Origin of the sequence: Sphingomonas sp. SKA58 (genome assembly GCF_000153545.1) — a bacterium.
In the GTDB taxonomy this organism is placed as follows: Bacteria; Pseudomonadota; Alphaproteobacteria; order Sphingomonadales; family Sphingomonadaceae; genus Sphingobium; species Sphingobium soli.
Window position 1 is genome coordinate 909589 of sequence record NZ_CH959306.1, and the last position, 24356, is coordinate 933944.

Sequence of the window (24356 nt, forward strand, 5' to 3'; positions counted from 1 at the left end):
GATGACGATGCAGCTTTTGTCCGTCGCCTCGGAAGTCTATCCGCTCGTCAAGACCGGTGGGCTGGCCGACGTGGTCGGAGCATTGCCGGCCGCGCTGGCGGCACATGGTGTCGCCACCCGTACACTGGTCCCTGGATATCCGTCAGTCCTAAAGAAACTGGGTAAGGCGAAGACAGTACGCCGCTATGAGGCGCTGTTTGGCGAACGCGGGGCCGTGCTGGCGGCGAAAGTTGATGGACTGAATCTTCTGGTGCTGGACGCGCCCGCATTTTTCACGCGTGACGGCGGTCCCTATGGCGGCCCGGATGGCACGGACTGGAGCGACAATTGGCGGCGTTTTGCTGCGCTGGCTCGTGTCGGCGCGGATATTGCCGAAGGCGCGCTCAGGGGCTGGCGACCGGACATCGTCCATGTTCACGACTGGCAGGCGGCCTTGACAGCCGCCTATATGCGCTTTGGTTCAGCCGCTGCCGTGCCAAAGCTGGTGACGATCCACAATCTCGCCTTTCAGGGGCGTTTTGCCGCGGACATTTTTCCGGCGCTTGGCCTGCCACCCGAAGCCTGGGGCGTTGATGGCGTCGAATATTATGGCGGAGTCGGTTATTTGAAGGCCGGACTCATATCCGCCGACGCGATTACCACGGTCAGTCCCACCTATGCGCAGGAAATCCGATCGCCCGATCATGGCATGGGGCTGGACGGGCTGATCAACGGGCGCATCGCGCGACTGCATGGCATATTGAACGGTGTCGATACCGACATCTGGAACCCGGCCGACGATCCGTTGATCCCCCGCAGGTTCAGCGGCCGATCGTTGGGCGCACGGGCGGGCAATCGCCGGGCGCTCGAAAGGGCGTTCGGCCTCGACCAGGACGACGCGCCGTTCTTCATCATCGTCAGCCGCCTGACCTGGCAAAAGGGCATGGACCTGATGATCGACGCCATCGACCATCTGGTCGGGCTGGGCGGCAAGTTAGCGTTGCTAGGATCGGGAGATCAGGCGCTGGAGGGCGCATTCCTGGCCGCGGCCGACCGGCATCACGGACGGATCGCGGCACGGATCGGCTATGATGAGCCCCTGTCGCATCTGATGCAGGCGGGCGGCGACGCCATCTTGATCCCGTCCCGCTTTGAACCCTGTGGTCTCACCCAGCTTTACGGGCTGCGCTATGGCTGCCTGCCGGTCGTGGCGCGGGTCGGCGGGCTGGCCGATACGGTCATCGACGCCAATGAAGCGGCGGTAAGCGCTGGCGCGGCGACCGGCATCGCCTTCGCACCGTCCGACCCGCTGGCGCTGCATGGCGCGATCGCCCGTGCCGTTCAACTGCATGGCAACCGGCCCATTTGGCAGGCGATGCAGCGGGCCGCCATGCGCGCCAACGTGTCATGGGACAGCAGCGCAGCACGCTATGCCGCGCTCTATCGCGATTTGCTGGCGGAGGCAGCGTGACCACGGGCGCAGGTGCGCCCCAGTTAACGGAACGCGGCGCATTGTTTCGAGTCCATGCGCCCGACGCCCACGCACTATGGCTCTGCCTGTTCGACCCCTTGGCTGGCGAAACCCGCCTGCCGATGCAGCGAGGGGCCGATGGGGTGTGGCAGCTTGCGGCGCCGGGTATTGGCGCTGGGGCGCGTTATGGGCTGCGCGCCGATGGTCCCTATGATCCGCCCGCGGGCCTGTGGTTCGATCCCGACAAGCTGTTGCTTGATCCTTATGCGACTGCGATCGACCGCCCTTTTACCTATGATCCTGCGCTGGCCGCACCACGCGGGGAGGCGGGGGACACGGCCCCGCTCCTGCCCAAGGGCGTCGTCGAAGCGCCCCGGCCGCACGTGGCCGCGCGGTCGCCGCTCTTTACGCCCGGCGGCCTCCTCTACGAACTGCATGTGCGCGGCTTCACCATGTGTCATCCCGAAGTGGCCCCGGCGCAGCGCGGGACCATCGCCGCGCTCGGTCATCCGGCCGTGATCGCGCATCTGAAAGCCCTGCAGGTCTCCGCCGTTGAACTCATGCCGATAAACGCGTGGATTGATGAACGGCATTTGGGGCCGCTCGGCCTCACAAATTATTGGGGCTATAACCCGGTCAGCTGGTTCGCCATCGACCCCCGTCTGGCACCCGGTGGCATGGCGGAATTGAGGGATGCGGTGTCAGCCCTGCATGACGCTGGGATCGGCGTCATCCTGGACATGGTCTATAATCATGACGGGGAAGGCGACTGCCATGGCCCGACCCTATCGCTGCGCGGTCTCGACCCGCGTGGCGCATTCCGCCATGCGGCTGACGGAAGCCTGATCAACGATACCGGCACCGGCAACAGCATTGCCTGCAACGCTCCAACGATGCGTGCGCTTATTCTGGCGTCATTGCGGCATTTCGTGCAGCAGGCCGGCATCGATGGCTTCCGCTTCGACCTTGGTCCGGCGCTCGGGCGGATGGACCATGGCTTTGATCCGCGCGCGCCACTGCTGGAAGAGATGCGCGCCGATCCGGTCCTTGCCAACCGGATCATGATCGCCGAGCCGTGGGACATTGGTCCGGGCGGCTATCAGCTTGGACAATTCCCAGGCGGATGCCTGGAATGGAATGATCGCTATCGTGACGACATGCGGCGTTTCTGGCGCGGCGATGCGGGGATGATCGGGGCCGTAGCGACGCGCCTTGCCGGATCAAGCGACATATTCCCGAACGGCCGAAGCCGGACGGTCAATTTCCTCGCCGCGCATGATGGTTTCACTCTGGCTGACCTGACGGCCTATGAAGAGCGGCATAATCAAGCGAATGGCGAGCAGAATCGCGACGGCCATGGCGAAAATTACAGCTGGAACAATGGCATCGAGGGAGCGAGCGACGACCCCGCTATCCGCGCCGCCCGCTGTCGCGACGCCAAGGCGTTGCTTGCCACGCTCTTCTGCTCACGCGGGACGATCATGCTCAGCGCCGGCGACGAATTCGGCCGGTCCCAGCGGGGCAACAACAACGCCTATGCGCAGGATAATGCCATCAGCTGGATCGACTGGGATGGCCGCAGCAAAGAACTGGAGCGGTACGTCTTTGCCCTGGCGGCGCTGCGGGCAGATGAAACCGACCTCCATGGCACGGACATACTGACGGACGACGATGTCGAATGGCTTGATGAAGCGGGCAACCTGCTGACCGTGGCGCAGTGGGAAGATCCCGGCCGCCGTCGGCTTGTCCTGCGTTATCGCGCGAGCGGACTTGCGATCTGCCTCAACGGCGCATCCGATCCCTGTCGCTTTCGCCTGCCCCATGGCGCTGCTGACGTGGCCGCACGCACGATTGTCGTCAGTCGACCGGAACGCTGAACAAGGCCGGTTGCCGCAGCCGCAGCGCCATCAGCAGGATCGCCAGCTTGCCATCGGCAATTTCCTTGCGCGCCATCATCGTCCAGAGTGTGTCCAGCGGCAGTTCATGCACGCTGATATTTTCCTGCTCCTCGACCAGGCCGCCGCCAGCCGCAACGCGATCCTGTGCGCTGTAGGGCGCCAGATAATAGTCGATCTTTTCCGTAACGACGCTGGGGATGCTCCAAATCTGGCCCAGATGGACCAGCTCGCCCAGCCGAACACCCGCTTCCTCCATTGCTTCGCGTCGCGTGCAATCGGCAGGGTTGTCTTCCAATATGCCGGCGATTGCCTCCATCATGTCGGGCAGGCCTGCCAGCATGACGGGTGTGCGCGGCATCGACACTGTGATGGCTACGCGACGATCAGGATCATAGGGCAGGACGGCGACCGCCCGGCGCATTTCCACCACATGCCGATCGACCTCCACGCCATCGTCGGCGCGCAACCGCACCATCCGCAGGTTGAGCCAGCCTTCATAGAGGGTCGAAGTGGAGATTATCTGCATCGCGCTCCACAAGAAGTGGTGAGTCCAGCTGGGTTCGAACCAGCGACCTACTGATTAAAAGTCAGTTGCTCTACCGACTGAGCTATGGACCCCCGAAGCGGTGGACGACGCCCTAAAGGGGGCGGCGCGGATGGTCAACCACTTGTCGGCCGCTTTGGTTTCGCTTTTTTGAGCCGCGCGCTCAGATGGCGGATGGCAAGGCCGCTGCGGGGATCACGCCAGCCGGGTGCAATCAGGGACAGGGGCGTCAGTACGAAGGGGCGGGTGCAAAAGGCGGCGTGGGGCACCGTCAGCCGGCGCTCACGCCAAGTGCCGCCCGACCAGAGGATGATGTCGATATCCATGCTGCGCGCGCCCCAGCGACGGTGGCGTCGTCGGCCCAACTGCGTCTCGATCGCCTGAAGCATGCGCAGCAGGGCAGGGGGCGGCAGCGGGGTTTCCACCAGCATCGCGGCATTGGCGAAGCGGCGCAGCGATGGACCCAGCGGCGGGGTATCGAAAATTGGCGATATGGCGATCACCGGCATCCGCGCGCCGATCAGCGCGGCAGCCTCCTCAACCAGTTTCGGCGGCGTGCGGCGGGCCGAGAGCTGCCGGTTCGATCCCAGCGCCAGCGCATAGACATGGGTGCGGCTTTCGGGCCTTGTATCCGCCATGGCCCAGCGCCTATCTGCTCTGCGTGACCGTGGAAAGCCCCCTTGCTTCGACCGAGCCGCCGAAGGACTGCCAGCGCTGTCCCCGCCTTGTCGCCTTGCGGGAAGAATGCCGGGCCGAGCATCCTGACTGGTGGAATGCACCGGTCCCCGCCTTCGGCGACCCGAAGGCGCGGATTGCGATCATCGGACTGGCGCCGGGCCGGCAGGGGGCGAACCGCACGGGCAGGCCGTTCACTGGCGATTATGCCGGCGACCTGCTGTTTGCGACGCTGGCGCGCCATGGGCTGGCCGAAGGAAGCTATGAGGCGCGGCCGGACGATGGCTTGGTCCTGCGGGACGTGATCATCATCAATTCTGTCAAATGCCTGCCGCCGCAAAACAAGCCGGAGCCAGCGGAAATCCACAACTGCCGCCCGTTTCTGGCCGATGGCGTGGCGGCGCTGCCCAATGCGCGCACCTTCATCGCGCTGGGCCAGATTGCGCATCAGTCGGCGGTTAAGGTTCTGGGCGGCAAACTGCCCAAAGCGCGTTTCGCGCATCTGGCCGAACATCGCATGCCCGATGGCCGCATCCTGATCGATAGCTACCATTGTTCGCGCTACAACCAGAATACCGGGCGGCTGACGGCCGAAATGTTCGACGCGGTGTTTGCGCGCGCAGTCGAGGTAGCGGCGGCGGCGAACACGGGCTGATCCCTGATTATCACGATCTGGCCTATCCCTGCCATGGCCTTGTCGATAGACCATGGGTACGGCGGCCCGGCAGGTCGGGCGCAGGGCAGGAAGGTCGTTCATGGACTTCATGAAGATCATCGAGTCGCTGGACGAAGCGCTCTACACGGTGATGGGCTGGCTGGTCTTTTACCCCATGACATTGTGGCGCGCGCTGGTGCATCCGTTGGCAATGATGGCCTATGCCGACCGCGAGGTGTCGGATGCGCCTGACGAGCAGTATGACGACGCCATCCGCCCGCCGCTTTTCCTGTTTCTGACCCTGCTGATCTCCCACGGGCTGGAGGCCTTGGTTGCTGGAAGCAATCCCCTGCTGACGGGCACCAGGGGGCTGGCGGCGCTGGTCGATTCGGATCTTGCGCTGCTGGCGCTGCGATTGGTGCTGTTCAGCCTGTTCGCGCTGATGATGTCGTTGTTCATGCTGCGTCGGCAGGGGCTGAAGCTGACCCATTCCAATTTGCGCCGCCCCTTTTACGGGCAATGTTTCACGACGGCTCCGCTGGCGCTGATGGTGGGGGTCGCAACGCTGCTGCCGACTTTCCATCCATCGCACGGGCGAATGGCAGGGGCCGTGGTGATGCTGGGTGCGGCGCTGTGGTATCTGGGCGTGCAGACAGTCTGGTTTTCGTCCAGATTGCGCATCGGGCGCTTCGCCGGGTTCGGGCAAGCGGTCGCCGCGGTCATGGTGGCCACGATCCTGTTCATGGCCATCGCGGTGATGCTGGGGCTGAGCGCCCAGTAGAGCATATCGTGCCACGAAAAAGGGCGGCCCCGTGAGGAGCCGCCCCTTTTGTATCTCGCAGGTCCGAAGACTTAGCGCGAATAGAATTCGACGACCAGGTTCGGTTCCATCTTCACGGGATAGGGTACTTCGTCCAGCGTGGGAACGCGGACATAGGTGACCTTGGCGGCGCCATCGGGCGACACATAGTCAGGAATGTCGCGCTCGGGCAGGTTCTGCGCTTCCAACACCAGCGCCATTTCCTGCGCCTTCTTGCCCAGGGTGATCTCGTCGCCCGGCTTCACCAGACGCGAGGCGATGTTGCACTTGACGCCATTCACATAGATGTGGCCGTGGCTCACGAGCTGACGGGCCGACCAGATGGTGGGCGCGAACTTGGCGCGGTAGACCAGCGCGTCGAGGCGGCGTTCCAGCAGACCGATGAGGTTCTGGCCGGTGTCACCCTTCATCCGGGCGGCTTCGACATAGTTCTTCTTGAACTGCTTTTCGGTGATGTCGCCATAATAGCCCTTCAGCTTCTGCTTGGCGCGCAGCTGAATGCCATAGTCGGACATCTTGCCCTTGCGGCGCTGACCATGCTGGCCAGGGCCATATTCCCGCTTGTTGACCGGGCTCTTGGGACGACCCCAGATATTCTCGCCCATCCGGCGGTCGAGCTTGTACTTGGCGCTGGAGCGCTTCGACATATGTCTTTCCTTACGATATGCTAACAACGTTGGTCCCGGTATCGCCTGTTTTCCGTATTTCAGGGACAGGGCCGCCGCTTCACCGGGATGCGGGGCCAATCGCGAAGCGGCGCCTATGACGCCAAGGGGCTGGCCTGTCAAGCCCTCGACAGGTAGGGGCGGGCGGCCTAAGTGCTCGCACCATGAACCCCGACAGCTATACCAGCATGAGTGAAGTGCGCGCCGGCGTGGACGAAATCGACCGGCAAATCGTTGCGCTGCTCGACCTGCGTTTTGCCCATATGCGCGCTGCTGCCCGGATCAAGCCCGATCGCGGCGCGGTGCGCGACGAAGCGCGCAAGGCGCAGGTAATTGCCAATGCCCGGGCGGAGGCGGAACGGCTGGGCGCGCCCGGTGATGTCATCGCCGACCTATGGGACCGGCTGGTCGAAGCTTCCATTGCTTATGAAATGAATGAGTTCGACCGGACACGGGGGTAAAGGCGGCCGCGTTGCGCGTGTTTTGCAACGGTGGGAAAGGGTGCGAAGTTCACACCGTCGTGCGCCGACGCATTTGCGTCGATTGAGACCCGAAGCGTCGATTTCGCAATAGGAGATTTTTTGCGAAATCGACCGCGACGGACAAGGGGCCGCGCGGGGCGAGGGCTAGACTGCGAGAAAGAGCCGATCGCTTGGCCTAGCACGGGGCCGGCCCTGTAGGACAGGCTCGGGACCTACTGCGCTGCCTGCGTCTGGAACCAGGGGGCCATCCGCGCGATCGCATCCTCGACACGGTCGGTGGACACGGCAAAGCTGAAGCGGATGAAGCGGTGGCCGTCGACGGGATCGAAGTCGATCCCCGGCGCGGTCGCCACGCCGGTTTCGCGCAGCAGTTTCTGGCAAAAACCCAGGCTGTCGTTGGTCAGATGGCTGATATCCGCATAGATATAGAAAGCCCCATCGGGCGGGGCAATGTGGGCAAGGCCCATGGCGGGCAGCGCATCGAGCAGCAATTGCCGGTTGCGGCGGTAGCTTGCGACGTGACCGTCCAGTTCCTCGACGCAGTCGAAGGCGGCAAGGCCGGCGCGCTGCGCCAGCACGGGGGGCGTCAGGAACAGATTGCCCATCCGTGCGCGCGCTGTGTCGATAAGGTCCGGCGGCACGACCACCCAGCCCAGGCGCCATCCCGCCATGCTGTAATATTTGGAAAAGCTGTTCACGATCACGGCGTCGGGCGCATATTGCAGCATCGAATGGGCCGGCTCACCGAAGCTGAGGCCGTGGTAGATTTCATCGGAGATGGTGCGGATACCCCGGTCGGCGCAGACTGCAGCGATGCGCGCCAGTTCAGCGGGCGGGATGATCGTGCCGGTCGGGTTGGCGGGACTGGCGAGGATCAGGCCATCGGGCGCGGGGTCGAGTGCGGCGAGCGCGTCGGCGCTGATCTGGTAGCGTTCGGCCGGGCCGCAGGCGACCTCGACCGGGTTCAGGTAGAGCGCCTTCAACGTATTGCGATAGGCGACATAACCCGGCCGCGCCGTCGCCACGCGCGCGCCCGGCGCAAACAGGCTGGTGAGCGCCAGCACCAGCGCGGGCGAGGCGCCGCAGGTCAGGATTATCTGTTCGGGATCGACGGTGACGGCGTAGCGATGCTGATAATCGCGGGCCATTCTTTCTTTCAAGGCGGTGCTTTCCCAGTAGCCCATGGGTTCGGTGTCGAGCACATGATGCGCGACCGCGATGGCCCGCGTCGGCGCGCCGGTCGATGGCTGGCCAAACTCCATGTGCAGGATCGAGCGGCCCTGTTCCTCCAGCGCGTGCGCCTCCCGGCTGATGGCAATGGCGTGGAAAGGGTCGATACCGGCGACGTTATGCATGAATCACCTGCGTTAATTTTGGCAACATGGCCCTGACTGCTGCGTTGGGCAGGGCATGAGCCAGACCTTCTTGACCGTCCTGCAATATTATGGCGCGGGGGCGGCCACGCTCGCCGCGCTGATCGTCTCGCTCAACCTTGGCCGCCGCATCACCGGATGGGCCTTCGTGCTGTTCGTGACAAGCTCCATCGCGCTGATTGCCTGGGGATTCCTGGACACAAATAGCGAAGGCATTGGCTGGCAGAATGTCGCCCTGCTCTTCATCAACGCGACCGGGGTATGGCGCTATCTGATTTCCGGCCACGATCCGGCGGACTGAAAAATCGTCAGTTTTCGGCGATCCAGACCTCGACCGGCACATCGTCCTGCAAAAGCGCGAGGCGGATCGGCAATTCCTCGACCGGTCCGCCCGCCAGTGCGCGATCATAGACTGCCTTCTTGGAAGCGCCGCTGATCTGGAGGAAAATATGGCGGCTTTTGAGGATCGCGCTGGCGGTCAGCGACAGGCGTTGATGCGGCGCGGCCGGCGGGGTGGCGGCGATGGTCAGCGCATCGGTGGCAAGACCTTCAGCCAGTTCCCTGCCCTCCGGGAAAAGTGAGGCGGTATGGCCGTCATCGCCCATGCCCAGCAGGATGATGTCGAGCGGCCAGGGCAGGGCGGCGAAAGCGCGTTCCACGTCCGGCTGGCCTGCATAGGCGTCCGCCGCATCCGTCTTCATCGGCACGAAGCGCGCCTGCGCGGCGGGCCCTCGCAACAGCGTGTCGCGCACCAGTCGTTCGTTGCTGTCCGCGCTGGCCGCATCGACCCAGCGTTCGTCCACCAGCGTGACGATCAGCTTGCTCCAGTCGAGTGTGGCCAGGCTCAGCGCTTCCAGCACCGGCCGGGGCGAGCGCCCACCCGACAGGGCGATGGTCGCAATCCCGCGCACGGCAATAGCGTCCGACAGGATGGTGGCGATCCGATCGGCGATGTCGGCGGCGGCCTGCGCCCCGGTGGCGAATAGATGTTCGGTCGGCATGGTCACTCCGCGTCATCAGGAAGGGTGCAGATGTCCACCCAGCTTGCCCCGGTCAAGGCCGCGAGTCGATCGGGTGTCAATTCGACGGACGCGGTGCGTGATCCTGCGGCCGGAAAGACGGTGGCGAACGCCTTGAGCGACAGGTCGCAATAGACGGGCAGAGGCGTCGTCAAGCCGAAGGGGCAGACCCCGCCCACCGGGTGCCCGGTCAATTCCTCCACCTCATGCGCGCCCAGCATGCGCGGTTTTCCGCCCAGCGCAGCCTTGGCCTTGCCGTTCGACAGGCGGGCGTCACCGCGCGCGCAGACGAGTATGACCTGATCCCCCACGCGCAGCGATAGGGTCTTGGCGATGCGCGCTGGCTCGACGCCAAGCGCTGCGGCGGCTTCCATGACGGTTGCTGTGCTGACGCCCTGATCGATGATCGACACATCGGGCGCATGCGCGGCGAAGTAGGCGCGGACGCTCGCTTCGCTCATGGGCGGTCCCCAAGCTGGCGTTCCCACGCCAGGGCATGGGCAACGATCTGGTCGAGATCGGCGTGGCGTGGCGTCCAGGGAAAGGTGCGCAGGATGGCGCTGTTGTCCGAAATCAGCTTGCCCGGATCGCCCGCGCGCCGGCCCGTCATGATGCGCTTGATCGGATTGTTGGTCGCCCGATCGACCGCGTCCAGCACTTCCAACACGGAAAAACCCCGGCCATAGCCGCAATTGAGCAGATGGTTGCGATCCGGCTGCGCCATCAATGCTTCTAGCGCCAGCAGATGGGCAGCGGCGAGGTCACTGACATGGATATAGTCGCGCACGCCCGTGCCGTCCGGCGTGTCGAAATCATCGCCAAAGATGCTGACGCTTTCGCGCTTGCCCAGCGCCGCTTCGACTGCAACCTTGATGAGGTGGGTGGCACCCGCCGTTGACTGGCCGGTGCGTCCCTGCGGATCAGCGCCCGCGACGTTGAAGTAGCGTAGCGCGCAGAAGTTCATCGGATGCGCCGCCGCCACGTCGCGCAGCATATGCTCGGTCATCAGCTTCGACATGCCATAGGGATTGATCGGGCGCTGCGGCGTATCTTCCCGCACAGCTTCCACGTCCGGCGTGCCATAGGTGGCGGCGGTGGAGGAGAAGATGAAATGCGGTACGCCCACGCGCACCGCGCTTTCGATCAGGTCGCGCGTCTTGGCACTATTATTATGGTAATATTTGAGCGGGTTATCAACCGACTCCGGCACCACAACCGAACCGGCGAAATGCATGATCGCGCGGACATCATGGTCGCGCAGCGTCGCTTCCACCAGCGGCTGGTCGGCAATGTCGCCGCGCACCAGCGGTACGTCTCCGGGCACCGCCCAGTCGAAGCCGGTGACGAGATTGTCGATCACGACGACGCCATAGCCGGCATCCTTTAGCGCCAGCACGGCATGACTGCCGATATAACCCGCGCCCCCCGTGACCATGACTGTGGGCTTGTCGCTCATAAAGAAAAGGTCTCCCCAGCTGATGCCGGGGAGACCTAGCGAAACCGCGTTAAGATTTATAGGCCGTTCAGGCGGCGGCCTTCATCGACGCGGCCTTGTAGAAGGTCGAACCGCTCGCCGCCATGTCGCGCAGCTGTTGCGTGGGGGCAAAGCGCGGGCCGTGCGCCGCCGCCAGCCGATCAAGTGTCGCGACGACATTGGCGATGCCGACCGTGTCCATATGGCTGAACGGCCCGCCGGTATAGGGCGCAAAGCCCCAGCCGAAGATCGCGCCGATGTCGCCATCCTCTGGCGTTTCCAGCACGCCTTCCTCGAAGCAGCGGGCGCATTCGATGAGCTGGCGATAGAGGAGGCGTTCCTTGACCGCCTCCACGTCGGGCTGCTCGGCCGCGCGCGGGAACATCTCGCCAAGCGCGGGCGAAAGGTGCTTTTTCGCGCCTTCGGGATAATCATACCAGCCCTTGCCATTCTTGCGGCCCAGCCGTCCGGCATCGGTCATCTTGACCATGATGTCGTCGGATCCCTGGCGGACATAGGCATCGCCCAGTTCCTTCTTCGCCGCGGTCATGATCTTGACGCCCAGTTCGATAGACACTTCGTCGCTAACCGCCAGAGGCCCGGTCGGCATGCCGAGCTGCTTGCCGGCATTTTCGATGAGCGCAGGATTGACGCCTTCGCCGACCAGTTCCGCGCCTTCCTGCACATAGGTGCCAAAGCTGCGCGAGGTATAGAAACCGCGGCTGTCATGCACGACGATCGGGGTCTTCTTGATCTGCGCCACGAAATCCAACGCCTTGGCGATGGCGGCCGGGCCAGTCTTTTCGCCCAGGATGATTTCGACCAGCGGCATTTTTTCAACCGGTGAGAAGAAATGGACGCCGATGAAATTTTCCGGCTTGGACCAGGCGTTTGCCAGCCTGGTGATCGGCAGGGTGGAGGTATTGGAGCCGAAGATGGTGTCGGCGCCCAGCACTTCCTCGACCTTCTTCGTTACCTCCGCCTTGATGCCGACATCCTCGAACACGGCTTCGATCACGAAGTCCGCGCCGGCGAGGTCGGCATAATCTGTGGTAGGGGTGACGCGGGCCAGCGTCTCGGCCATCTTCTCGGGCGTCATGCCGCGGCCCAAGCGCTTCTTGAGCACCGCCTCGACATGCGCCTTGCCCTTTTCCGCATAGGCCTGGTCGCGATCGAACAGCACGACATCCATGCCCGCCTGCGCGGCCACGGTGGCGATGCCAGCGCCCATCATGCCCGCGCCTAGCATGGCAAGCTTCTTCGTCGGCGCCTTGGCCTCATCCTTGGGACGACGCGCACCGCGTTCGGCCGCCTGCTTGTTCACGAAGAGAGTGCGGATCATGTTGCTCGCCTGCGGGTCGGCGGCGACCTTGGCGAAATATTTGCTCTCGATCGCGATCGCCCGGTCCATAGGCAGGGTGATGCCTTCATAGACGGCCGACAGCAGCGCGATCGGCGCGTTCATGTTGCGCTGCGTCTGCTTCAATGTCATCGGCACTGCGCCGGCCATGGTCTGGACGAAGGCGGGGTTGAAACCACCCGCACCGCCCGGCACCTTGAAGCCCTTGACGTCCCAGGGCTGGGTATGGGCGTTGGGGTTCGCCTTCACCCATTCGCGCGCCGCGTCGAGCGCGGTGCCCTGCGGCACGACCTGATCGACGACCTTCATCATCGCCGCGTCGGCCGGGCGGAACATCTTGCCCTGAAGCATATACATCAGCGACGCCTGTACGCCCATGATGCGCGGCAGACGCTGCGACCCGCCGCCGCCGGGGAAGAGGCCGATCAGAATTTCGGGCAGGCCCAGCTGCGTCTTGGGGCTGTCGCCCACGAAGCGACGATGACAGGCGAGCGCCAGTTCGAACCCGCCGCCAACGCAGGTGCCCTCAATCGCGCAGGCAACCGGCTTGCCGCTGGTCTCCAGGCGACGGAACAGCTGGTTGAGCACGAACACCTTGTCGAAGATGTCGGCCGGGGCAGGGCGCTTGCTCTCGCCACTCACCAGCATCGACCCGAAATATTTAAGGTCCATGCCGGCCATGAAGCCGCTGTCCTTGCCCGACGCGATGACCGCGCCCTTGATCGCGTCTTCCGACGCGATGCGCGTGATGGCGGCGTCCAGGTCAGCCAGGAAATCCGGCCCGATGACGTTCATCGACTGGTTCGGAACGTCGATCATCAAGGTGGCGATGCCGTCGGCGTCGGTGGTGAAATTGATGGTCTGCATAGTGGTGCTACCTCTCAAATCCGTTCGCCCTGAGCTTGTCGAAGGGCTGCACTGTCTGTTGATGAAGGACAGGGCTTCGACAGGCTCAGCGCGAACGGTATTTTGGTCTTAAATACGCTCGATGATGATGCCGGTGCCCATTCCTGCGCCCACGCACAGGTTGACGAGCGCGGTGCCCTTGCCCGAGCGTTCCAGTTCGTCGAGCGCGGTGCCCAGCACCATTGCGCCCGTTGCGCCCAGCGGATGGCCCATGGCGATCGCGCCGCCATTCACATTGATCTTGGAATGATCGAGGTCCATCGCCTGCATGTAGCGCAGCACAACCGATGCGAAGGCTTCATTGAGTTCCCACAGGTCGATGTCGTCCTTGGTCATCCCGGCGCGCGCAAGCAGCTTGCCAGCGACAAATTCCGGCCCGGTCAGCATGATCAGCGGTTCCGACCCGATCGAGGCCATGGCCTTGATCCGGGCGCGAGGCGTCAGCCCGTATTTGTCGCCCATTTCCTTGCTGCCGACCAGAACGGCCGCCGCGCCATCGACAATGCCGCTGCTGTTGCCAGCATGATGGACATGATTGACCTTTTCCAGTTCAGGATAGCGCAGCAGCGCGACCGTATCGAAGCCGGGCATCTCCTCGCCCAACGCGGCGAAACTGGGCTTCAGGCTGCCCAGCGACTGCATCGTGGCATCGGGACGCATATGTTCGTCATGGTCAAGCACGACCTGGCCGATCACGTCCTTCACAGGAAGGATCGATTTCTTGAAGCGGCCTTCGTCCCAAGCCTGCTTGGCGCGCTTCTGGCTTTCCACCGCGTAGGCGTCCGCATCGTCCCGGCTGATCCCGAACTTGGTGGCGATCACGTCTGCGCCGATGCCTTGCGGCGCGAAATAGGTTTTGTAAGCGACCGCCGGGTCCATCGCCCAAGCGCCGCCGTCCGACGCCATCGGCACGCGGCTCATCGATTCGACGCCGCCGCCGATCGCGAACATCGCTTCACCCGAATAGACCTTGGCTGCGGCCATGTTGACGGCTTCAAGCCCCGACGCGCAGAAGCGATTGATCTGAACGCCCGGTACGGTCTGGGCATAATCGGCGTTGAGCGCTGCAACGCGCGCGATGTCTGCGCCCTGTTCGCCCACGGGGCTGACGCAGCCCAATATGACGTCATCGACATCGGCCGTGTCGATCTGGTTGCGATCGCGCACAGCCTCCAGCACCTGCGTCGCCAGCTGAATGGGTGTGATTTCATGCAGCGAGCCGTCAGCCTTCCCCCGGCCCCGGGGCGTGCGGACGGCATCGTAAATATAGGCTTCCATTGTCATTCCCTCTCCATGGGGGTCCTCTCGGCGTCGCACTGGACGAACGAAATCTGGACCTGAATGTATTTACGTTTACGTAAAGTGCAAGTGTCTATTGCCAGTGGCTTCGTCCCTCCGCCATGCCGTAACGGCAGGATGCGCAACGGGGATAGGCGACGAAAATGACTCCTTTGGGGGCGCGTTTGAACCCCTTAGGCCAAAGAATCGTCAGCGTGGGCGCGCGGAAACCGGATGTGTGCCGGCTCGTTATCCGACCCGTGGACGAGGAGGCCAAGGAATGCCGGGTTTGACGCCGCCAACGGATTACGCTTCATGACGTCTGTGCCCGATCAAGCCTCCGCCAGCCCCGCATCGCCCTTTTCCATCCCGGTATTTCGGGCGATCTGGTTTGCCAGTCTTGCGTCCAATTTCGGCGGGCTGATCCAGTCTGTCGGCGCGGCATGGATGATGACATCCCTTTCTGCGTCGCCCTTGCTGATCGCGCTGGTGCCCGCCGCGACGACCCTGCCGATCATGCTTTTGTCGCTGTGGGCGGGGGCTGTCGCCGACAATCTGGAGCGGCGCAAGGTGATGATCGCCTGCCAGGCGTTCATGCTGTTGGTGTCGGCGCTGCTTGCCGCGACTGCATGGGCAGGCTGGATGACGCCCTGGCTGCTGCTGGGGTTCACCTTCCTTCTGGGCTGCGCCACCGCGATCAACGGGCCTGCCTGGCAGGCGTCTGTCGGAGACATGGTGCCACGCTCCATCCTGCCCAGCGCGGTTGCGATGAACAGCATGGGCTTCAACCTGGCGCGCAGCGTCGGCCCCGCGCTGGGCGGCGTGATCGTCGCAGCGGCGGGGGCTGCGGCCGCTTTTGTCACCAATGCGGTCAGCTATCTGGGTCTGCTGGTGGTGTTGGCACGCTGGCGGCCCGAACTGCCGCCGAAACTGCTGCCGCGCGAAAGGCTGGGCGTCGCGATGCTGGCCGGGCTCGGCTATGTCGCCATGTCGCCCAAGATCAAGCTGGTGCTGCTGCGTGCGGGCATATTCGGCCTTGGCGCCGCGGCGGTTTCCGCATTGATGCCGCTGGTCGCGCGCGACCTGCTGGGCGGTGGCGCCCTGACCTTCGGCGTGACCAGCGGTGCATTCGGATTTGGCGCTGTGCTGGGTGCGTTGTCCAGCCGCCGTTTGCGCACCCGCTATTCGGTCGAGGCCATCGTCCGGTCGGCCGCGCTCGCGCTCGCGATCGGGACGGCGCTGACCGGCGCCAGCACGTGGCTGTGGGTGGCCCTTCCCGGCTACATGCTGGCAGGCGCGGGCTGGGTACTGGCGCTATCGACATTCAACGTGTCGGTACAGATGTCCGCGCCGCGCTGGGTCGTCGCGCGCGCGGTCGCCCTGTATCAGATGGTCGCGTTCGGCGGCATGGCGGGCGGGGCCTGGCTCTTTGGATGGGTGGCCGAACAGGATGGCGTGGTCACGGCCCTTTATACCGCAGCAGCGGTCCAGTTCGTCGCGGCCCTGCTGGGTCTGTGGCGACCGCTGCCGCAGATTGGCGACGACAATCTCGATCCGCGCGGCGACTGGCAGGAGCCGGACACGGCCGTACCGGTCGAACCACGCAGCGGACCCATCGTCGTCACGATCGAATATCGCATTCCGGCAGGGTCGATCGTGCCCTTCCTGGCCGCGATGAGCGAGCGGCGGCGGATTCGCAGGCGCGATGGCGCGCATGGCTGGCAATTGTTGCGCGACCTGGGCGAGAGCGATTTGTGGGTCGAACGCTATCATGTGTCGACATGGCTGGATTATGTCCGTCACAATCAGCGGCGCACCGTGGCGGATATTGCCAATAGCGATGCCATTCATGCCCTGCACGACCGGCCGGAACCCCCGGTCGTGCATCGCCGGCTGGAGCGGCAGACGGGATCTTTGCCGCTCAGCCGATCGCCCGACGCGCGGGAAATGGGGGAAGGCTGGATCGATCCGACGCGATCGAGCTGATCAGCCTGCCGTGGCCAGATCATCCGGCGTGTCGATGTCGCGCAGAATGCCGGCGGGCGCTTCGATCTGCAATCCATGGCTCAGCAGCGCGCGTGCGCCCTGATCACCGCGCAGAGCCAGCAATTCGGGGAAATGCTTGCGCCCGATGAAGGCCGGGGGTGAGGAGGAAAAGCCGTCCGTCGATGCCACGACGGACCGTATGTCCTCGGCCGCAAGGCAGATATGGTTATAGTGGGTCTGCGGCACGTCGGGCATGTCGGCCAGGCAAATGAGAATGCCGCGCACGTCGCGGTTGGGCAGGACATGCCGCACCGCGCGCACGATGCTGCCCGACATGCCGTCCTGTGGCCGGTCGTTGACGATGATGCTGTAGCCGCGCCGGTCGAGCTTGCGATGGAGGACCGGGGCGTCATCAATCGGCCGCGTCACCGCGACCAGTTCGGCAAAGGCCATAGAGGCGACGGTTTCCAGCACATGGGCCGCCATGGGCTTGCCGCGCAGGGTGGCCATCAGCTTGTCCTCCTCGCCAAAGCGGGAGGATGTACCGGCGGCAAGCAGGACGGCGGCGATATGTTCAGTGCGCATAGGAAGAAGCGAATGTCATGTTTATGAGGCGATCCCGATTGCTTCGCGATGTGCCACCGGGGCGATGCTGTGTCCAGCATGGCGGAAAGGACTGGTCAGGGTCCCCCCCAATCGCCATATGCGGGGCCGATCAGGAAAGGAGCGGCGAGGGCCCATGGCGTGTGACATTGATGCGGAAACCATTGGCGACGGCAAGGAACCGGTGCCCGCGGACGTCAGCGAGGCCATCCGCACGTTGATCCGCTGGACCGGCGATACGCCCGAACGGGAAGGCTTGCTGGAGACGCCCGAGCGGGTGGCGCGGGCCTGGCGGGAATATTGCCGCGGCTATGACGACGATCCGGCCTATCATCTTTCACGCATCTTCCATGAAGTGGGCGGCTATGACGACATCGTCCTGCTGAAGGATATTCCGTTCCAGTCGCATTGCGAACATCATATGGCGCCGATCGTGGGCAAGGCGCATATCGCCTATCTGCCTGGCGATTATGTCGTGGGTATCTCGAAACTGGCGCGGGTGCTCCATGCCTATGCCAACCGGTTGCAGGTCCAGGAAAGGCTGACGTCCGAAGTCGCCAACTGCATCCAGGAGCATCTGAAACCCCAGGGCGTCGCCGTCGTTATCGAGGCGACCCATGGGTGCATGACCGGCCGGGGCGTGCGCACGCCCAACGTCATCATGAAGACTAGCCGCATGCTCGGCGTGTTCCGCGATGATGAAAAGTCGCGCGAGGAAGTGCTGAAGCTCATCAGCGCATGATCGAGCCGCAAGAGACGGGATATCGTCCGCTGGGGCGTGCGCGGGCTGATGCAGAGCCGGTGGGCAAGCCCCTGGCCGCCAAGCGGCTCGCGCTGGTGACGGGCGGGCACCGGCGGCTGGGCGGCATTATTTCCGCCGCTTTGGCGCGCGCCGGCCATTCGCTGGCCATCCATGGCAGTCATGACACGCGGCTTGATTCCCACCTGGCGCTGGCGCTGGAGGAGGGAGGGACGGAATGGGATGGTTTCGTCGTCGATTTCGCTGACCCCGAGGGCGCTGAGGAACTGGTGGCGAAGGTCGCCGAGCGCTTCGGACGACCGCCCGACATTTTGGTGAACAGCGCGGCGATGTTTGGGCAGGATCGGCTGGACACAGTGACGGCCGATGATCTGATGCGCCATTATGCGGTGAATTGCGCGGCGCCCGTCATGCTGACCAAGGCGTTCGCGACCGTGCCGGCAGGCGCGGTCGACCGGTGCATCATCAATATCCTCGACCAGCGGATCGACCATCCCCATGGAGATCAACTGGCCTACACGCTTTCAAAACTGGCGCTTGCCGGTCTCACCCGGACGAGTGCCGCCAGCCTGGCGCCCAAAGTGCGCGTCAACGCGGTCGCGCCGGGCCTTACCATCGCGACGCCCGATTATGACGCAGCGCAAATGGAGCGACTGGGCGAGATGATGCCGCTCGCGCGCCTGCCGCAGGCGGAAGAGATTGCTCAGGCCGTCCTTTATCTGACGGACGCGAGCGCCGTCACCGGTCAGACGCTCTACGTCGATGGCGGTGCGCACCTCAAAAGCTATGAGCGCGATTTCATGCATCTGTGCCGATGACATTGGCACAATTGCAAGGGCAGGAGGGCTGGCGATCCACCGAGCATCGCCATAAAGCGGTCCTCAATGGATATAAGGGAGATGGCGATGACCTATGAAACGATCCTGGTCGAACAGCGCGACGCGGTAACGTTGATCACGCTTAACCGGCCGCAGGCGCTCAACGCGCTCAACAGCCGGGTGCTCGCTGATCTGAGCGCGGCGTTCGGCGCCTATGATGCCGATCCGACGCAGCGCTGCGCGGTGCTGACGGGCAGCGGGGAAAAGGCTTTCGCCGCCGGCGCCGACATCAAGGAAATGGTGGACAAGGACGCCGCCGACTTCTTCCTGGAGGATTTCTTTTCCGGCTGGCAGACCGGCGTGGTTGCCACGCGCAAACCCTGGATCGCGGCGGTCAATGGCTTTGCGCTCGGCGGGGGCTGCGAACTGGCGATGATGGCGGACTATATCATCGCTGCTGACAGCGCGAAGTTCGGCCAGCCCGAAATCAAGCTGGGCGTGGCGCCCGGCATGGGCGGATCGCAGCGGTTGACCCGCGCGGTCGGCAAGGCAAAGGCGATGGACATGTGCCTCACCGGCCGCATGATGGGCGCGGAAGAGGCCGAGCGTGTTGGCCTCGTCAGCCGGATCGTGCCGGCCGCGACGTTGCTGGACGAAGCGCTCAAGGACGCTGCGCTCATCGCCTCCATGCCGCCCATGGCCGCGATGGTGAACAAGGAAATGGTCAATATCGCGTTCGAAACCGGGCTGGCGCAGGGCCTGCTTACCGAACGCCGCCTGTTTCAGATCCTGACCGCGACCGAGGACAAGAAGGAAGGCATGACCGCCTTTGTCGAAAAGCGCGCGGGCGTCTGGAAGGGGCGTTGACGCGCTTTTGTTGCCATATTGCAACAACAGGGAGATTGTTGACGGACAGATAGCGGCTTGGCGCACCAACCTCGTTTCAACAGACAACTGAAACGACTGGTGGGTGCGTCCAGACCTGGCCAGCGACCAATGGAGAGGGGGTGCGGATCGCCGCGCCACCTGATCGGCTCGCATTAGCCAGGGGAGCCTTTTCATGTCCGTCCGTTTGCCCATTCGTCTTTCCGCGCGCGCCGCCCTGCTGCTGGCGAGCGCCGCCGGTGCACTGAGCACGGCCCAGGCGCAGGAGCCGGCCGCTGGCGACGAAGATCTGATCACCGTGACGGGCCGCCGCGTCTCGCAGGCGTCGGAGGCGATCGGCGAGGACAAGATCAGCAACGTCGTCGCGGTCACACGCGAGGCGCTGCTGTCCGCGCCGTCGGGCATTTCGGGCCTCAAGATGCTGGAGCAACTGCCCGGCTTCAATGTGCAGACTGACGGCGCGCTGGGGCTGTATGAGTTTGGCAACAGCGTCCAGACCCGCGCCTTCAACCTCGACCAGATCGGGTTCGTGGTTGATGGCATCCCGACCGGTCGCAGCGACGCCTTTGGCGGCAGCCCGGTGTTCCGCTATGTCGACAATGAAAATCTGGGTGTGGTGGAAGCGGCCGTGGGCGCAGGCGATGTGTCCTTGCCCAGCTATTCGACGCTGGGGCCAGTGGTGCAATATAACAGCATCGCGCCGCAGGAGGAGATGGGCCTGTTCGTGTCGCAGAGCTTTGGCGATTTTGACATGAAGCGCACCTTCATCCGCGCCAGCACGGGACGCGTCGGCCCGTTCAAGGCCTATGTCAGCCGCACCAAGCTGGACACCGACCTGTGGCGCGGGCCAGGATCGGTCGATCGCGAACATTGGGAAGGGCAGATCCACGCCGACCTGGGCGGCGACAGCTGGGCGCGGTTCAAATTCGTGTCGAACGACTTTTTCGATTATGATTCGCCAACGCTCACCCGCGCGCAATATAATTGCACGGTCAAAAGCCTGACGGGCGCATGCGGGCGCGATTATGCCTATATTGAAAATGTCCCCAACACGACGCCGGGCTTCGAACCGACCGTTCCGGGCGTCTATTATTCAAACAGCAATTATGCGCAGGTCTACAACCTTGCCATCAACGTGCGGAAGGACAAGCTGTACGGCGCGACATTCCATGCCGGGATCGCGGATGGCGTCTGGGCCGAATCCACCCTCTATTGGGAGGACAAGAGCGGTTATGGTGTTTCGCCCGATACCTATGCCAATTCCCTGACGCGTTATACCGGGCAGGTCGCGGTCGGCCTGCCCGTCACGGCGCCCAAAGGCGTGGAGTTCGGTCGATCTGGCGTGGGCGGCGACCGCTATGGCATCACCACCAAACTGCACTGGGAAATGGGCGTCAACACGGTCGAAACCGGCATGTGGGCCGAAGTCGATAAATATCACCGCACGCAGGCGCGCTATAACACCGTCGATGGCGCCCCCGATGGCGCACCGTTGCTGGATGAACTCGTCTATCTGCGCCGCGATTATCGCTCGAAGCGCGACACGCTCCAGATTTTCCTGAAGGACACAATCAAGCTCGCCGATGAGCAACTGGTGCTCGATCTCGGCTTCAAGGGCCTGATGATGGATTACCGCTATACCGGCTATCGCGATTTCGACGATTATTATCGGACGGTCGGCGGCGTTCCGGTGCCGGGCTATGGCCCCAGCGTCAATCGCGCCCAATATCGCGACATGTTCCTGCCGATGGCGGGCCTGCTCTACAAGATTGATGGCCGCACCCAGGTCTTTGCGTCCTATGCCGAAAATATGGCGCTGCCCAAGGGGATGGACGATATTTATTCCGCCATCCGCGCCGGCGGCGCGCTGGTGCCACAGCCCGCGCCCGAACGGTCGACCAATATGGAAGTTGGCATCCGCACTAACCAGGGCCAGCTCTACGCAAGTCTTGCGGGCTATTACACCAAGTTCAAGAACCGCATTCAGTCGATCACCTCCATCCTTCCGGGCAGCGGCGGGGCGGCGACGGAAACATTCTTCCAGAATGTCGGCCGGGTGCGCGCCTATGGCGTCGAGTTCAGCGGAACCTACAAGCCCGCCTTCCTCAATGGACTGGCCTATGGCAACCTCAACGTCACCTACAACAACGCCAAATTCAAGGATGACATCCCTGCGGCCACGCCAATCGAGATTGCGGGCAAATATATTCCCGACAGCGCGAAATGGATCGTCGGCGGCGGCATTACCATCGAACCGGCAAGCTGGCTGGTGGCCAATATTTCGGGCAAATATACGTCGAAACGCTGGTCGACCTTCACCAATGCCGCAGGGTCCAGCGTGCCGGGCTTCACCGTGTTCAGCGCCTATGTCGATATTGGCGATGGCTGGACCTTCGGCCCGATCAAGAGCGTGAAGGCGCGGTTCAACATCGACAATCTGTTCGACAAGGATACGCTGTCCTATATTTCCTCGTCCGTGACGGGCGACGGTTTCTTCCGCCCGCTGAGCCCGCGCACCTTCCAGTTCACGCTGACGGGGGAAATCTGATGCGCGCGATGATGATGGTGGGGGCGGCGCTCGTTGCGCTGCTCCCGGCCGCCGCGATGGCGCAAGAGCCGGCGGTGTCGAAGCAGACCTACCAACTGCATCAAAAGCTGCTGACGCTCGATAGCCATCTCGACACGCCTGCCTCGCTCGACCTGCCCGGCTGGTCGATCGAGGAAGAGCATGACGTGCTGCATGATTTCACGCAGGTCGATCTGCCCCGCATGAAGAAGGGCGGGCTGGATGGCGGCTTCTGGGCGATTTACACGAGCCAGGGACCGCTGACGTTCGAAGGGTTCCGCAAGGCGCGCGACTTTGCGATCCTGCGCGGCCTGTCGATCCGCAATATGGTCGCCGCCGATCCCGACAATTTCGCGCTGGCGCTTGAAGCCAAGGACGCCGCGCCGATCGCCGCAAAGGGCAAGCGCGTCGTCTATATGTCGATCGAAAACGCCTATCCGCTGGGCGAGGACGTGTCGTTGCTCGACACATTTTACGCGATGGGGGTCCGCGTGGTGGGGTTTGCCCATTTCGCGCATAACCAGTTCGCCGACAGTTCGACCGACCCGTCCGGCAAGCCGCGCTTTGGCGGGCTGTCGCCGCTGGGCAAGGAATTGCTCAAGGAGATGAACCGCATCGGCGTGGTGCCCGACGCCTCACACAGCAGCGATCAGGTGCTGGACGACCTGCTGGCCCTGTCGACGACGCCGGTGCTGCTCACCCATTCGGGCTGCAAGGCGGTCTATGACCATCCGCGCAATGTTGACGACGCGCATTTGAAGGCGCTCGCGGCAAAGGGCGGGGTCATCCAGATGAACGCCTATGGAAGCTATCTGAAAGCGTCCAAACCCAACCCGGAGCGGCAGAAGGCGATGAGCGCGCTGTTCGCGTCATTGCGCGAGGGCGGGAAGATAACGGCAGAGAAGCGCGCAGATCTGCTGGCCAAGCGGCGGGAGATCGACCGGCTCTACCCGGAGACCGACCGGGCGACCTTTGACGATTTCATGACGCATATGCTTCATGCATTAGAGGTGGTGGGGCCAGACCATGTCGGGATCGGCGCGGACTGGGATGGCGGTGGCGGCGTCGTCGGCATGGAGGATGTGGTCGACCTGCCCAAGATCACCGCCGCCCTGCTCAAGGCCGGCTATAGCGAAGCGGACGTTCAGAAAATCTGGTCGGGCAATGTCCTGCGCGTGCTGGCGGCGGCGGAGGCCGGGAAAGCCCAATAGGCGCGTGTTCGCGCCTATTTTCCCTCCAGCATCTCGATCATCAGGGAGAAGTCGCGCGCGGCCTCTCCTTGGTTGGCGAGCATCTGATAGAGCGCCTCGGCCGCATTGCCCATCGGCACCGATGCGCCGACCGACGCAGCTGCCGCGCTCGCCAGCTTGAGGTCTTTCAGCATCAGGCCCACGGCAAAGCCACCTTGATAGCCATTGTCGGCGGGTGTTTGCGGGCCGACGCCTGGCACTGGGCAATAGCTGGTCATCGACCAGCTCTGACCCGACGACACGCTGCTGATGTCGTAGAAGGTCTGCGGGTCGAGCCCCAGCTTCCGCGCCATGGCAAAGGTTTCGCAGGTCGCCACCATGGTCGCGCCCAGCAGCATGTTGTTGCAGATTTTGGCTGCCTGGCCATTGCCCGCGCCGCCGGCGTGGATCACCGCCTTGCCCATGGCGGACAGGATCGGCCTGGCGCTGTCGAAGGCCGCATCCGTGCCGCCCACCATGAAGGTTAGCGTGCCGCCATTGGCCGCGGCAATGCCGCCCGAAACCGGCGCGTCCACCATGGCGAACCCGGCGGCGACGGCCGCTTCGCTGACGCGCCGCGCGGTGGCGACGTCGATGGTGGAGCAGTCGAGGAACAGCGCGCCGGGCGTGGCTGCGCCGAATATCTCGCCGGTATAGACCGCCTCGACATGGGTTCCGGCCGGCAGCATGGTGACGACGGCGTCGGCCCCCGTTGCGGCGTCGGCAGCGCTGGCCGCGCGCACCGCGCCATGGCCCTCGGCCCTCGCCAGCGCCTCGTCCGACAGGTCGAAGGCGCGGACGGCATAGCCGTTTTTCAGCAGGTTGGCGGCCATGCCACCGCCCATATTGCCAAGGCCGATGAAGGCGATCGTCTGGGTCATGTCGGCATCCTCTTTGCGGTTATGGCTCT

Annotated in this window: 23 protein-coding genes and 1 tRNA gene; 12 read left to right on the top strand and 12 right to left on the bottom strand. The window is 63.8% G+C overall.

Features of this window, described 5'->3' with window-relative positions:
* The first annotated feature begins 1 nt into the window (after position 1).
* Both glgA and glgX read left to right on the top strand, forming a co-directional pair.
* Entirely contained in the window at positions 2-1450 is a 1449-nt protein-coding gene (gene glgA, locus SKA58_RS04910; protein WP_009821260.1) for a glycogen synthase GlgA, read from the top strand.
* Entirely contained in the window at positions 1447-3327 is a 1881-nt protein-coding gene (gene glgX / locus SKA58_RS04915; protein ID WP_009821261.1) for a glycogen debranching protein GlgX, read from the top strand. Before glgA ends, glgX begins: the two co-directional genes overlap by 4 nt.
* On the opposite strand, the gene SKA58_RS04920 is transcribed toward glgX, so the two are convergent.
* The 3 genes from SKA58_RS04920 to folK all read right to left on the bottom strand — a co-directional run bounded on the left by SKA58_RS04920 (position 3308) and on the right by folK (position 4530).
* Positions 3308-3874 carry an NUDIX domain-containing protein gene (locus tag SKA58_RS04920; protein WP_037542139.1) on the bottom strand — a complete coding sequence of 189 codons (567 nt, stop codon included), beginning with the start codon at positions 3872-3874 and terminating at the stop codon, positions 3308-3310. The genes glgX and SKA58_RS04920 overlap by 20 nt on opposite strands.
* A 16-nt stretch (positions 3875-3890) precedes the next feature.
* Positions 3891-3966, bottom strand: a tRNA-Lys gene (locus SKA58_RS04925).
* 42 nt (positions 3967-4008) lie between these two features.
* Complete coding sequence (folK, locus tag SKA58_RS04930) at positions 4009-4530, bottom strand: 2-amino-4-hydroxy-6-hydroxymethyldihydropteridine diphosphokinase (protein WP_009821263.1); 522 nt, start codon at positions 4528-4530, stop codon at positions 4009-4011.
* A gap of 23 nt (positions 4531-4553) precedes the next feature.
* Here folK and SKA58_RS04935 point away from each other — a divergent pair, with 23 nt between their 5' ends.
* Positions 4554-5222: a uracil-DNA glycosylase gene (locus SKA58_RS04935; protein ID WP_009821264.1), complete on the top strand. Its 669-nt coding sequence runs from the start codon at positions 4554-4556 to the stop codon at positions 5220-5222.
* A gap of 100 nt (positions 5223-5322) precedes the next feature.
* A complete protein-coding gene (locus tag SKA58_RS04940; protein WP_009821265.1) occupies positions 5323-6003 on the top strand; it encodes a hypothetical protein in 681 nt (226 codons plus the stop codon).
* A gap of 71 nt (positions 6004-6074) precedes the next feature.
* Here SKA58_RS04940 and rpsD read toward each other — a convergent pair whose 3' ends face one another.
* Positions 6075-6689, bottom strand: coding sequence for a 30S ribosomal protein S4 (rpsD, locus tag SKA58_RS04945; RefSeq protein WP_009821266.1), 615 nt, complete (start codon positions 6687-6689; stop codon positions 6075-6077).
* 182 nt (positions 6690-6871) lie between these two features.
* On the opposite strand from rpsD, the gene SKA58_RS04950 reads away from it, so the two are divergent.
* Positions 6872-7168, top strand: coding sequence for a chorismate mutase (locus SKA58_RS04950; RefSeq protein ID WP_009821267.1), 297 nt, complete (start codon positions 6872-6874; stop codon positions 7166-7168).
* 233 nt (positions 7169-7401) lie between these two features.
* On the opposite strand, the gene SKA58_RS04955 is transcribed toward SKA58_RS04950, so the two are convergent.
* A complete protein-coding gene (locus tag SKA58_RS04955) occupies positions 7402-8544 on the bottom strand; it encodes a pyridoxal phosphate-dependent aminotransferase (RefSeq protein WP_009821268.1) in 1143 nt (380 codons plus the stop codon).
* A 55-nt stretch (positions 8545-8599) separates the two neighbouring features.
* Here SKA58_RS04955 and SKA58_RS04960 point away from each other — a divergent pair, with 55 nt between their 5' ends.
* On the top strand, positions 8600-8863 hold the full coding sequence (locus tag SKA58_RS04960) for a hypothetical protein (RefSeq protein WP_009821269.1): 264 nt from the start codon (positions 8600-8602) through the stop codon (positions 8861-8863).
* Between the two features lie 7 nt (positions 8864-8870).
* Here SKA58_RS04960 and pgl read toward each other — a convergent pair whose 3' ends face one another.
* The 5 genes from pgl to SKA58_RS04985 form a co-directional block, all read right to left on the bottom strand.
* Entirely contained in the window at positions 8871-9563 is a 693-nt protein-coding gene (pgl, locus tag SKA58_RS04965) for a 6-phosphogluconolactonase (protein WP_009821270.1), read from the bottom strand.
* Between the two features lie 2 nt (positions 9564-9565).
* Positions 9566-10042, bottom strand: coding sequence for a YbaK/EbsC family protein (locus tag SKA58_RS04970; protein WP_009821271.1), 477 nt, complete (start codon positions 10040-10042; stop codon positions 9566-9568).
* Entirely contained in the window at positions 10039-11037 is a 999-nt protein-coding gene (gene galE / locus SKA58_RS04975) for a UDP-glucose 4-epimerase GalE (protein ID WP_009821272.1), read from the bottom strand. The genes SKA58_RS04970 and galE overlap by 4 nt, the downstream gene beginning before the upstream one ends.
* Before the next feature lie 67 nt (positions 11038-11104).
* Complete coding sequence (locus tag SKA58_RS04980) at positions 11105-13282, bottom strand: 3-hydroxyacyl-CoA dehydrogenase NAD-binding domain-containing protein (protein ID WP_009821273.1); 2178 nt, start codon at positions 13280-13282, stop codon at positions 11105-11107.
* A 108-nt stretch (positions 13283-13390) separates the two neighbouring features.
* Positions 13391-14599: an acetyl-CoA C-acetyltransferase gene (locus SKA58_RS04985; protein WP_037542140.1), complete on the bottom strand. Its 1209-nt coding sequence runs from the start codon at positions 14597-14599 to the stop codon at positions 13391-13393.
* A 315-nt stretch (positions 14600-14914) separates the two neighbouring features.
* On the opposite strand from SKA58_RS04985, the gene SKA58_RS04990 reads away from it, so the two are divergent.
* The gene (locus SKA58_RS04990) at positions 14915-16585 is read left to right on the top strand and encodes an MFS transporter (protein ID WP_037542142.1); all 1671 of its coding nucleotides are present in this window, start codon (positions 14915-14917) and stop codon (positions 16583-16585) included.
* On the opposite strand, the gene SKA58_RS04995 is transcribed toward SKA58_RS04990, so the two are convergent.
* The gene (locus SKA58_RS04995; RefSeq protein WP_009821277.1) at positions 16586-17170 is read right to left on the bottom strand and encodes a nucleotidyltransferase family protein; all 585 of its coding nucleotides are present in this window, start codon (positions 17168-17170) and stop codon (positions 16586-16588) included.
* Between the two features lie 154 nt (positions 17171-17324).
* On the opposite strand from SKA58_RS04995, the gene folE reads away from it, so the two are divergent.
* From folE to SKA58_RS05020, 5 genes are all read left to right on the top strand, one after another.
* Complete coding sequence (gene folE, locus SKA58_RS05000) at positions 17325-17930, top strand: GTP cyclohydrolase I FolE (protein WP_009821278.1); 606 nt, start codon at positions 17325-17327, stop codon at positions 17928-17930.
* Positions 17927-18766, top strand: coding sequence for an SDR family oxidoreductase (locus SKA58_RS05005; RefSeq protein WP_009821279.1), 840 nt, complete (start codon positions 17927-17929; stop codon positions 18764-18766). Before folE ends, SKA58_RS05005 begins: the two co-directional genes overlap by 4 nt.
* Before the next feature lie 87 nt (positions 18767-18853).
* A complete protein-coding gene (locus tag SKA58_RS05010; RefSeq protein ID WP_037542601.1) occupies positions 18854-19633 on the top strand; it encodes an enoyl-CoA hydratase-related protein in 780 nt (259 codons plus the stop codon).
* Between the two features lie 193 nt (positions 19634-19826).
* Positions 19827-22199, top strand: coding sequence for a TonB-dependent receptor (locus SKA58_RS05015; RefSeq protein ID WP_037542144.1), 2373 nt, complete (start codon positions 19827-19829; stop codon positions 22197-22199).
* Positions 22199-23428: a dipeptidase gene (locus SKA58_RS05020; protein WP_009821282.1), complete on the top strand. Its 1230-nt coding sequence runs from the start codon at positions 22199-22201 to the stop codon at positions 23426-23428. The genes SKA58_RS05015 and SKA58_RS05020 overlap by 1 nt, the downstream gene beginning before the upstream one ends.
* A 14-nt stretch (positions 23429-23442) precedes the next feature.
* Here SKA58_RS05020 and mmsB read toward each other — a convergent pair whose 3' ends face one another.
* On the bottom strand, positions 23443-24327 hold the full coding sequence (mmsB, locus tag SKA58_RS05025) for a 3-hydroxyisobutyrate dehydrogenase (RefSeq protein ID WP_009821283.1): 885 nt from the start codon (positions 24325-24327) through the stop codon (positions 23443-23445).
* Between the last annotated feature and the right edge of the window lie 29 nt (positions 24328-24356).